Source organism: Propionivibrio sp., from assembly GCF_049316945.1.
Classification (GTDB): domain Bacteria; phylum Pseudomonadota; class Gammaproteobacteria; order Burkholderiales; family Rhodocyclaceae; genus Propionivibrio.
Genome location: NZ_JBMOJE010000010.1, coordinates 1 through 10,384 on the forward strand (window position 1 = coordinate 1; position 10,384 = coordinate 10,384).

Sequence of the window (10,384 nt, forward strand, 5' to 3'; positions counted from 1 at the left end):
ACCTTCCCGATTCGAATGTTGGAAAAGGGGAAGTTATTTCGTAGGCGTTCCTAAGGCGATTTCGTGCGGGGCATGTCGCGATGCGTAAACTGCCGCATCGTCGAGCCGGCTTTTATGGTTAAAATGCTAATGATGCAAACCAATAGTCAGGGATCTTCGTGTCAGTCAAGCTAGCGCGCCCACTGCGTGCCTTCCTGCTTTCTTTGGCACTGTTACTCGGCGTGGCCGGTTGCGACATGATCCAGCAACAAATGGGAATCGAAGACCCGAACGCCAAAGCCGCCCGGACCGATGCCGAAGGCAAGGCGGTCGGTGGTGCCTGCCGCCAGTCGGGGCGTGCCATCGAAGACTGCTACGCTATCTACTCGTGGCTTCCCAAGGCGCCGATCTACGAAGGCTGGCGCGACATGGATGCCTACATGCGCGAGAACAAGCTGGAAACCGTCGAGCCTCAACTGCCTCCCGTATCAGCGCCCGGCACCAGGCGCAAGACGCCAGCGCCCGAAGCGCCTGCAGCAGGCGCAAAAGCCGGCACCAAGGCTGTCGAAAAACGCTGATCATCCGCCGGGGGAGACCAATTTTTTCCGTTAGCATCGCCCCCAGAAATGTTGTTATTGTTTTCAAGGAATGAAAGGAATCCGCCATGAGCCAGGAAAAATATAGACTAGTTACTCGCAGCGATTTTGACGGTCTCGTTTGCGCCGTGCTGCTCAACGAACTCGATCTGATCGACGACATCAAATTCGTCCACCCCAAGGACATGCAGGACGGCAAGATCGATATCACCAGCCGCGACATCACCACCAACCTGCCCTATGTCGCTGCAGCCAGCCTGGTCTTTGATCACCACCTCTCGGAAACCATCCGCAACCCCGGCGCGCACAGCAACTACATCATCGACCCCGACGCCCCGTCGGCGGCGCGCGTGGTTTATGACTACTACGGCGGCAGGAAAACCTTCCCGAACATTACCGACGAGATGATGGCCGCCGTCGACAAGGCCGACGCGGCGCAATTCAGCCGCGAGGAAATTCTCGACCCGGTCGACTGGGTGCTGCTCAACTACCTGATGGATTCGCGCACCGGTCTGGGCCGCTTCCGCGAGTTCCGGGTCAGCAACTACACGCTGATGATGGATCTGATCAAATACTGCCGCAATCACGGCATCGATGACATTCTCGCCTTGCCGGACGTCAAGGAGCGCGTGGAGCTTTACTTCGAGCACGCCATCAAGGCCAAGGAACAGATTCAGCGCTGCACGACGGTTTACAAGAAACTGGCCGTACTCGACCTGCGCAACGAAGAAACAATTTACGCCACCAACCGCTTCATGATCTACGCGCTTTTCCCGCAAACCAATATTTCGATCCATGTCTTGTGGGGTGTGCAGAAACAGAACACCGTTTTTGCTACCGGAAAATCGATTCTTGACCGCAGCAGCGCGACCAACGTTGGCGAGTTGATGCTCAACTACGGCGGCGGTGGTCACCATGCCGCCGGCACCTGCCAGGTGGACAACGATCAGGCGGAGGCCAAGCTCAAGGAAATCATCACGCAGATCAACGCCGATGGTTGATCGGGAAGTCAATGCAGTTGGCGGCAGGCGCTTGCTGCCGCCACCTCATTTTGTATTGAATTAAAAATGCTCGAACAATCCGGCCCCGCGACGGCTCCGCAACAAGCACAAGAGGACTCGTTTTTTGTCCTGCGCGACTGCAGCGAACTTTTTCAGCGCCGACTCGTGGAAATTGCCAGGCAGTCGGGGATTTCTTCGCCATCCGTCATTTCGGCCTTTGTCCGCGAAGTCGGAAGTGCTCATGACGAACTGGCCGCTTCCGCCCAGCAGGACGGATTCGAGCAGACCGCCGGGCTGACGGCCTCGCGAATCACGCTGGTGGGCAATGACGATCTCGAACTGGATATCCGTATCGGCGAAATTGCCAGTCGCCTGAGAAGCGATGAGCGCATTGATCATTGGCGAGTCCAGTTGCGCTACATGACCTTGCTGCATCGGCCAAAGATGGCTGCAGAAAGCAACCCGGTCGGTCTTGAGCCGATCTGCCGGGGCCTATGGACGATCTGCAAAGAGAGTGGCGACAACCTTGATCAGAACCTTGATCGACTTGACCGCCTGCAGGAACAACTCCAGGAGAAGCTTCCAGAGATCTACATGGAACTCAACGAACTGCTTGAGAGTCACCGCGTTGAGCCGGCAGTAGTTCAGTTTGTCCAGCGAGCGAGCGGCGGCAAGCCTTCGGCCGGGACGGGGGCTGGGGGGGCTGGGGGAACAGGGAGGGCAGGGGGCTCCTCAAGCAGCGACGGTGGCCAGGCCGCCAACGCCCTCTCGACATTGCAACAAACCTTGCGCCAGCAGTTTGCTGGCGAAGACCTTGCGCCGGCGGAGACCTTTTCAGGCAACACCACCGGCAATCACGCCGATAGTTCGGGCAATGTCATTCTCAACGCTTCGACCATCGTGATGCTGAACCATCTGATGGAACGTCTGCGCATTTTTGATCTTCAACAGGAATGCGGGCTGTCAAATTTTTCATTCGGAGAATCAAGCGCAGATCAACCACTGCGCGCGCTGAAAGCGAAAGATCTGGATTTGCCGCTGGGCAAGCCCGCCGCCATCGCCCTTGACACGCTTTCGCTTATTTTCGAGGGCATCTTTGCCGCCCCCGACCTTCCCGACGCCGTCAAGGCCGCCATCGGCCGTCTGCAAATCCCGCTGCTCAAGCTGGCCATAATCGACGATTCCTTCTTTGCCGACACGCAGCATCCGGCCCGCCGGCTGGTCAACCGCATGGCACGTGCCGCCATCGGACTGGCCCCGGATGCCGGACGTGATCACCCGGTGTGCGTCAGCCTCGCGAAACTGGCTGACGCAGTTCGTAGCACACTTGAAGACAACGATGGAAAAATTGGCCCGCATCTCGAACAACTCGACGCGCTGATCGCCGAGCGTGATCAATCCATTCAGGCGAATATACAGCCCTATGTGCAAGTGGTTCTGGAGCACGAAGCCGGGAATGCGGCCCGCTCAAGCGCCCAGGATTGGCTGCGCAAAGTGCTCGGCCAACCCATGGATCCGGCAATCGGGAAATTCCTGTCGGATTACTGGCTGCGTGTCATGCAAGCCGCTTGCCTTGAGGGCGGTACAGAGGGGACGCGCTGGAAGGAATGCCATTCCACCATCGAGGAGCTTCTCTGGAGCGTGCAGCCCAAGCAGACTGCCGATGAGCGAAAGCAACTGGTCTCGCTGATCCCTTCGCTGATCAAGCGCATCAACGCCGGGCTGGATCTTCTGGAGATTTCAACTGAAGAAAGAGTCCCTTTCCTCAACACCTGCTTTGACCTTCAAACAGCCGCCCTGCGCAATCGATCCGCTGTTCCCGCACCGGCCTCTGCAGAGTTGCCCCTTGCTAATTTGATGAGCGATATGGCGGTGCCTTCGGTTCAAATCCTTGAGCACAATGGCAAGCTTGTGCAATACCTTGGTCTGCCAAGCGCAACCCAATCCCCCTGGCGTGCCGCAGGCAACGCCTGGAAAGTGGGGGACTGGATCAGCTTTTTCCTGCCGGATGGCGAACGTCTGTGTGGTCGCTACTGCTGGCATGGTGTTCCTTCCGGAACCGTCTTGCTGTTCAACCCCGACTGGGGCTTTGCCGTCGCTTTGGCGCCATCGTTGCTTGAACAACAACTACGCGATAGCCGCGCTCGTGTCGTCTCCGAGTCATCGCTCTTCGATGAAGCGGCGGAGCAGGCGCTAGGCCGGATTACGCTGCAGTGATCGAAACCGCGTTTGGACTTTAAATGCCGCAACGCGCTGCACACCACGCCTGGCCATATTCGGCAAGCGAAAAAGCCCGCAAAAGGTGTATAATCCACGCCCTATGCCATTGATTCCACATTTATTTACAGGCGCTGCCGATGCGTTTTGACGAACTCGGCCTCGCGCCCGAGCTGCTAAGAGCCATTTCCGAACAGGGCTACACGGATCCGACGCCGATTCAGGCGCAAGCCATTCCGATTGTTCTTGCCGGTAACGACCTGATGGGCGGCGCCCAGACGGGTACCGGGAAAACCGCTGCTTTCACCCTGCCGCTGCTCCAGCGCATCCTTCCTTTCGCCAGCCCGAGCCCGTCTCCCGCCCGCCACCCTGTACGCGTACTGATGCTGGCGCCGACGCGCGAACTGGCGATCCAGGTGCACGAGTCGGTCAAGACCTACAGCAAATACATTCCGATCCGCAGCCTGTGCGCTTACGGCGGAGTCGATATCAAGCCGCAGATCGCCGAAATCCGTCTCGGTGTCGAGGTGCTGGTGGCCACCCCGGGACGCTTGCTTGATCTCGTCGAACAGAAATGCCTGAACTTCGGCAGCGTGCAAGCGCTCGTCCTCGACGAAGCCGACCGCATGCTGGACATGGGCTTTGTGCCCGATGTGACGCGCATCATCAGCCTGCTGCCGAAACAGCGGCAGAGTCTGCTTTTTTCGGCGACCTTCTCGGAAGAGATCAAGAAGCTGGCTGACAAGATGCTCAAGTCGCCGGTGCTGATCGAAGTGGCCAAGCGCAACACGGTTTCCGAGACGATCACGCACCGCGTTCATCCGGTGGCTTCCGATGCCAAGCGGGCGCTCCTGGTCAAACTGCTCAAGTCTTCGGATTTCAATCAGGTGCTGGTTTTCACCCGTACCAAGATCGAAACCAACAAGCTCGCCCGCGAATTGCAGCGTGCCGGCATCAAGGCCGATTCGATTCATGGCGACAAGACCCAACTGGAACGGCTGAAGGCGCTCGAAGAGTTCAAGAATGGCACGGTGCTGGTGCTGGTTGCCACCGACGTTGCAGCTCGCGGCCTGGATATCGATGATCTGCCGCATGTCATCAATTTCGAGCTTCCGCATACGCCGGAAGACTACATTCACCGCATCGGCCGTACCGGTCGGGCGGGCAAGCCGGGCACGGCAATTTCCCTGGTTTCGGCACACGAAGTCCAGTATCTGGTCGACATTGAAAAGCTGATCAAGATACAGGTCGAACAGGTCATCGTTCCCGGATTCGATCCGGAATACGACTACGAATATCCGCCCACCGGCCGCAAAGCGCATCACCGCCGCCCACCGTCTCCACCGGCATCGGTCGCTCCAGCGGCCAGGCCGCGCCGTGAGCATGCCTCAGAAAGCCGGCCGGTCAGCAGCAGCAGGCGCAAGAGCTCGATCGCTGCCGACGGTTTCGATTTCAGCAAGCCGTACGAGAGTGCGGAACCGCATCCCCTGGCCGCTCCCGCCGACACCGAAACAGCGCAGGTCGTTGCGCGCATGGAGCACCCGCACAAACCGCGCCGTCTTGTCGCGGCGTTACTGGGCGGACTGGGTCGGAAAAAAGTTTAGCGTGGCCGCAGACGGTGGTTAGCGTACCGGTTTTTTCGCCGGCGCTTCCACGAGTTTCAGGATCGCCAGCGATACATTATCACCTTCGCCCCGGGACCGCGTTCGAGCCCGGCTGATCAGCAGTTCCGCAGCTTCGCGGGCCGAATAGGCGGCGATCACGCCAGCCAGTTCGGCATCGCTGAAGTACCCCCACAGACCGTCCGAGCACAGCAGAAAAGAATCTCCCGCCTGCAGGTCTTCTGCTTCGCCAAGATCGATCTTCGGGACTTCGTTGCCGCCAAGCGCCGTAATCAGGATATTGCGGTTGGGATGGACGAGGGCCAGTTCCGGGGTGATTTTCCCCTTGGCCACCAGTTGCTCGACGTAAGAATGGTCGGTCGTGCGAAAAAAAGGCTGGTCTCCGCGGAACCGGTAGAGACGGCTGTCGCCGCAATGCGCCCAACTCACCTTGCCCGGCTGCAGGATCATTATCACCGCCGTGCTGTGCGGATCCTTCTCGTTCATGAAACGCGACGCCTTGATCAGCATGTGCGCCTCTTTGAGGCTGGATTCGAGCATGGCCTGTGACGATTCGCTGCGCGCCGATAACCCCTCGAGGTTGTTGCAGGCCGTGTGAATCACCTGCTGGGCGGCCAGCACGCCGCCGGTATGTCCGCCCATCCCGTCGGCAACGACCGCCAGCACTACTCCCCCGCCTTTGGGATGGGGCAGCAGGGCAACACGATCTTGCTGTTCTTTGCGGTCTCCCTGATGCTGGGCAATACACGCATCGATAATTATTGGCATTACACTGGTTCTCCCCGAGTGTGGGCAGAGTATCACGTTTGGAGTAGGCAGTTACTGTGCGGCAATCCACGAAACAGCAATTCCGGAGCACGTAGCCCAGACTGGCGAAGCGCCTTTCGTGCCCTCGAATCACAACCAAGGCCAAACTCAAGCCGTGCGGTTATAGCGCTCAAGAATGACATCAAACAGTTCGGGCAAGGTATCTTCACCGAGACCCAGTTCATCGAGCACTTCATGGCGCACGCCATCCCACTCCGGGTTGTTAATGCGCTGATTCAGGTGGTAAAAATGGATTGCCAGCTGCAGGATCGCCACCATGGTTCGCGCTGCATGATTCTCGATGCGATTGATGTCGTGATGGTAGCGAATCGAGTCGCAGATGAAATCCGGCAGCTTCCAGTGCCGCCCGACCAGATAGCCGATCACGCAATGATCGGCGTTGAAGCGGGCGTCTTCTTCGGCCAGATCGATCCAGTTTTCCGGATCATCGAGATGCATGTCCTTGCAGTAGGTCGAGAAACGCTGCATCAGCACCGGCACGCCGCAATCGTGAAAGATGCCGGCCAGGCAGGCCTGGTCGGGAAAGATATTGCACACCGTCACCCGATCTTCGGCAATCAGCATGGCGAGTTCTGAAACGGCCTGCGAACGCGCCCAATACGCCTCAAAAGCCTTCTGGTTGTGCTTGGCGGGCAGCGCCGACGACAGCGCAATGGCGCGCACCAGATTGCCTGTCTGCTGCAGTCCGACTGCTTGCAGAATGTGTTCGAGCGAATCAAACGGCTGGAATTTGCGGAACACCGCGCTCTGCACCACCCTGAAGAGCATCGAGCCGATCCCGGGGTCCTGGGCGATGGTGCGCGACAGTACGCGCACATCCGCAACGCCGCTCGCCAGTTGCTCCTGCAACTGGTGCAGCACACGCGGCTGCGTCGGAATGGTTATTCCCTTGTCAAACAGGCGCTTGACGCTTTTGCTTTCTTCTCCGGAGAGATCCACGAGAAGTGTTTTGTCGAATACCATGGTTTCCTCTAATCGATCAAGACTTCATCAAGGATGATTGATCGCGTACTTTAAAGCTTCGCGTAGCCGGAAATCTGACTTGCTATCCAATGCTTTGATTGCAGTAAAGAACAGGAAGAAGTCTTCCGATATAATCAGCCACTCAGTCTCTTATTCACCCATTCTCCTCAGGAATCCAGTTATGGGCAACCGCCTTTCAAAAATAGTTACCCGCACCGGCGATGCCGGCACCACCGGCCTTGGCGATGGGTCGAGAGTCGCCAAGGATTGCCTGCGCATTGAAGCCATTGGCGAGGTTGACGAACTCAACTCGAGCCTTGGCGTCCTGCTGACTGAAGAGTTTCCTGAAGCCATCCGCGAAGCACTGATCGGCATTCAGCACGATCTTTTCGATCTGGGTGGCGAACTGTGCATACCCGGCTCACACATCATGAGTGAAGCGCACATCGTACGCCTTGAAGAACTCGTCACACAATTCAACGAGAATCTCAGCCCCCTCAAGGAGTTCATCCTGCCCGGCGGCACCACGGCCGCAGCGCTTGCTCACCTTTCCCGTACCATCTGCCGCCGTGCCGAACGTCGCGTCGTGCACCTCGCCAACAACGAAAACGTTTCCGATTTCGCCGGCAAATACCTGAACCGATTGTCCGATCTGCTGTTTGTGTTTGGCCGGGTGCTGAACATGGCGGGTGGCCGTGGTGATGTACTGTGGGCACATGGCAAGAAGCGCAGCAAGAAGCCGGGTTGATAAAGCACCACACCTGGAAGCCGCGCCAATTGGCGTTCTGCAGCGACTATGGCTGTAAAGCCAATCAATACGCCACTGTTCTGGCATGCAGGCTGTAGATCGCCTTTTCACGGGCTCTGCAGCCTCATGTGTCTGTAAAACAACAATAATTCCAGGCTGTCTTGTTGTCACAAGCGTTCAGCCTTAAATCTAAAAACCGCAGTTCAAACCACGGCGACACGACGGACACGGCGAAAAGCCTCAGTTTTTCAGGATTTAATGGCTCACCCAAAGGGTGAATCATAAAAACATTGCAAGCCATTGTTTTTACGCTGTGTTCGCCGTGCCGCCGTGGTTAAACAGAGTTTTCTGGGTTAAAACCACATTCAGCACAGGGAGCAGTGCGCAGCAGAGTATATTTTCTCTAGTCTGAAGCGATCTATTTGACCAAATCGAACGATTCGTCTAGATTGAATGTGTCAATTCTGTATTCCATGCAAAGAGGGGTCAAGCCATGCAAACCTATACCGCCAACGAAGCCAAGACCCATTTTGGCGAGTTCATAGACCGTGCTCAGCGCGAGCCGGTGCGGGTGATGCGCCACGACCGCGTGGTCGGCGTGATGGTCAGTGCTCAGGACTACGAAGCGATGCGCGCCTATTACGCCGACCGTTTGGTGAAGACGATGGACGAAACCGCCGATGCAGCGGAACGTGCCGGATTGACGCCGGAGAAGCTGGCCGATTTGTTGGCCGACGAAAGCTGAGCAGCCGGTGGGCCCGAGGAGTTCGCCCGTTGTCATCGACACCAATGTCTGGGTCAGCGGCTTGCTGACCAAGTCGGGCCACCCTGCACGTTTGACGCGGCAGGTGGTGCGTAACGGTCAGCCGATTTTTTCGGATGACACCTTTGCCGAACTCAGGGAGCGTCTGTGGCGCCCAAAATTTGACCGCTACGTGACGTTGGAACAGCGCAACGATTTTCTGCGTGACCTGGCGTCCGTTGCCATTTGGGTCGATGTGCCGCCCTCGGTTGCCGAAAAGACCTTCTGTCGCGACGCGACTGACGACAAGTTTATCCATGCAGCACTGGTGGCGGGGGCTGCCTGGCTGGTGACCGGCGACCAGGATTTACTGGTTTTGTCAGAAAGCGTGTCGTCGCTCCACGGCGTGAAAATCCTTTCGCCTGCCGACGCATCGGGCTTGCCCGAATTTTCCGGATTCCCGCCTGAGCGCGAATGAGCGCGGAGCCTGGCCTTGGGCCGGTAGTCAGTCAGGATAAACTTGCCGTGGCGATTCGGCCCTGATCACCGCATCAAACCCCGACATCGCTAACCCGCACCGACACCTTCAGCACCGGGCGAAGTCCAGCCGGGCCAACAAAACTGCCCGAGATCGGGGGCACCGCTTCGGGATGGCGAGCCACGGCAACCGGGATGTGGTGATTACCGGTGATCAGGCCGCTGGTCGGATCGAAACCCTTCCAGCCGGGGCCGGGCAGATAGACTTCGGCCCAGGCATGGGTGCTGGCATTTCCTTCCTCGTTGTTGGGCATATGCAGATAGCCGCTGACAAAGCGGCTGGCGAGGCCCATATAGCGGCAGGCTTCGATGAACAGTGCGGCAAAGTCGCGGCAGGAGCCGCTGTTCATGCGCAGCGTCTTGGCCGGGGATTGAACGCCCTCTTCCTCGCGAATCTGGTAGGTGAAATTATTGGCGATTGCACAGTTCAATTGCGAAAGCAGCGCGAATGTCTCGATCGGCCGCTTCAGCAGGCCCAGGCCATTAAGCCAGGTGTGCACCGCCGGGCGATCATCCGGATAGACACTTTGCTCGAAGGCAACGAGATCGGGTTGCTCGTCGATGGCGTAGGCGAAGGGACAATTGACCGCATAATCCTCCATCAGGAAATCGAGCGGCGCATCGTCATAAACAGCAATGACCACCGCGCTCAGCACGTGCAAGGTGTCTGCAATATCGCCAAAGCTCACCGTCGCCACAGAATTGCCAAGCACGTCCTGATACCAGCGGATGGCGTGGGCCGGGGTGATGTCGAGCGTTGAGGATTCGATCCTCAGGCTGTGGCTTTCGAGTGGACGCAAGCGCAGCCGATGCGGCTGCAGCGCTACCGGAGTCGAGAACCGGTACTCGGTTACGTGAGAAATATTTAGTCGTCGCATGCTTTTCCTTCTTTCTTTCTGTATTGCCCAGCATCGTCTTGAGCTAAAAACCGCAGTTGAATGCGACTAATTGACCGCAACGTCAAGTTTGACGCGTGTTTAGCCCTCACCCCGACCCTCTCCCGCGGGGAGAGGGGGTTTGCACCCTTCTCCCCGCGGGAGAAGGGCCGGGGATGAGGGCCTGCGACATTGGCATTAATCCAACTGCGGTTTTAAGGTTGAGCGATCAGTGCTGGTTCCGTGCCGGCTAACTATATCCGAATTTTCCATCAC

10 protein-coding genes are annotated in these 10,384 nt (G+C 57.8%); 7 read left to right on the top strand and 3 right to left on the bottom strand.

Annotation, left to right across the window (positions count from 1 at the left end):
* Positions 1-158 precede the first annotated feature (158 nt).
* The 4 genes from ACOYNV_RS03920 to ACOYNV_RS03935 all read left to right on the top strand — a co-directional run bounded on the left by ACOYNV_RS03920 (position 159) and on the right by ACOYNV_RS03935 (position 5,397).
* Positions 159-557: a hypothetical protein gene (locus ACOYNV_RS03920; RefSeq protein WP_422898437.1), complete on the top strand. Its 399-nt coding sequence runs from the start codon at positions 159-161 to the stop codon at positions 555-557.
* Between the two features lie 86 nt (positions 558-643).
* The gene (locus tag ACOYNV_RS03925; protein ID WP_422898438.1) at positions 644-1,576 is read left to right on the top strand and encodes an exopolyphosphatase; all 933 of its coding nucleotides are present in this window, start codon (positions 644-646) and stop codon (positions 1,574-1,576) included.
* A 66-nt stretch (positions 1,577-1,642) separates the two neighbouring features.
* Entirely contained in the window at positions 1,643-3,793 is a 2,151-nt protein-coding gene (locus ACOYNV_RS03930) for a DUF1631 family protein (protein WP_422898439.1), read from the top strand.
* A gap of 140 nt (positions 3,794-3,933) precedes the next feature.
* Positions 3,934-5,397: a DEAD/DEAH box helicase gene (locus ACOYNV_RS03935; protein ID WP_422898440.1), complete on the top strand. Its 1,464-nt coding sequence runs from the start codon at positions 3,934-3,936 to the stop codon at positions 5,395-5,397.
* Positions 5,398-5,415: 18 nt separating this feature from the next.
* Here ACOYNV_RS03935 and ACOYNV_RS03940 read toward each other — a convergent pair whose 3' ends face one another.
* A complete protein-coding gene (locus ACOYNV_RS03940; RefSeq protein WP_422898441.1) occupies positions 5,416-6,183 on the bottom strand; it encodes a PP2C family protein-serine/threonine phosphatase in 768 nt (255 codons plus the stop codon).
* 147 nt (positions 6,184-6,330) lie between these two features.
* Positions 6,331-7,206, bottom strand: a complete 876-nt coding sequence (locus ACOYNV_RS03945) for an HDOD domain-containing protein (RefSeq protein WP_422898442.1) — start codon at positions 7,204-7,206, stop codon at positions 6,331-6,333.
* Positions 7,207-7,387: 181 nt separating this feature from the next.
* Here ACOYNV_RS03945 and ACOYNV_RS03950 point away from each other — a divergent pair, with 181 nt between their 5' ends.
* The 3 genes from ACOYNV_RS03950 to ACOYNV_RS03960 all read left to right on the top strand — a co-directional run bounded on the left by ACOYNV_RS03950 (position 7,388) and on the right by ACOYNV_RS03960 (position 9,174).
* On the top strand, positions 7,388-7,954 hold the full coding sequence (locus ACOYNV_RS03950) for a cob(I)yrinic acid a,c-diamide adenosyltransferase (RefSeq protein WP_422898443.1): 567 nt from the start codon (positions 7,388-7,390) through the stop codon (positions 7,952-7,954).
* 493 nt (positions 7,955-8,447) lie between these two features.
* Positions 8,448-8,699, top strand: coding sequence for a type II toxin-antitoxin system Phd/YefM family antitoxin (locus tag ACOYNV_RS03955; RefSeq protein ID WP_422898444.1), 252 nt, complete (start codon positions 8,448-8,450; stop codon positions 8,697-8,699).
* Between the two features lie 7 nt (positions 8,700-8,706).
* Positions 8,707-9,174 carry a putative toxin-antitoxin system toxin component, PIN family gene (locus ACOYNV_RS03960; protein WP_422898445.1) on the top strand — a complete coding sequence of 156 codons (468 nt, stop codon included), beginning with the start codon at positions 8,707-8,709 and terminating at the stop codon, positions 9,172-9,174.
* Positions 9,175-9,247: 73 nt separating this feature from the next.
* Here the strand turns inward: ACOYNV_RS03960 and ACOYNV_RS03965 are convergent, their stop codons facing one another.
* A complete protein-coding gene (locus ACOYNV_RS03965; RefSeq protein WP_422898446.1) occupies positions 9,248-10,111 on the bottom strand; it encodes a transglutaminase family protein in 864 nt (287 codons plus the stop codon).
* Positions 10,112-10,384 lie beyond the last annotated feature (273 nt).

Excerpts from the sequence above, each read along its gene's own strand:
- ACOYNV_RS03925 (WP_422898438.1), top strand. The coding sequence starts at position 644 with ATGAGCCAGGAAAAATATAGACTAGTTACTCGCAGCGATTTTGACGGT.
- ACOYNV_RS03930 (WP_422898439.1), top strand. The coding sequence starts at position 1,643 with ATGCTCGAACAATCCGGCCCCGCGACGGCTCCGCAACAAGCACAAGAG.
- ACOYNV_RS03935 (WP_422898440.1), top strand. The coding sequence starts at position 3,934 with ATGCGTTTTGACGAACTCGGCCTCGCGCCCGAGCTGCTAAGAGCCATT.
- ACOYNV_RS03940 (WP_422898441.1), bottom strand. The coding sequence starts at position 6,183 with ATGCCAATAATTATCGATGCGTGTATTGCCCAGCATCAGGGAGACCGC.
- ACOYNV_RS03945 (WP_422898442.1), bottom strand. The coding sequence starts at position 7,206 with ATGGTATTCGACAAAACACTTCTCGTGGATCTCTCCGGAGAAGAAAGC.
- ACOYNV_RS03950 (WP_422898443.1), top strand. The coding sequence starts at position 7,388 with ATGGGCAACCGCCTTTCAAAAATAGTTACCCGCACCGGCGATGCCGGC.
- ACOYNV_RS03955 (WP_422898444.1), top strand. The coding sequence starts at position 8,448 with ATGCAAACCTATACCGCCAACGAAGCCAAGACCCATTTTGGCGAGTTC.
- ACOYNV_RS03965 (WP_422898446.1), bottom strand. The coding sequence starts at position 10,111 with ATGCGACGACTAAATATTTCTCACGTAACCGAGTACCGGTTCTCGACT.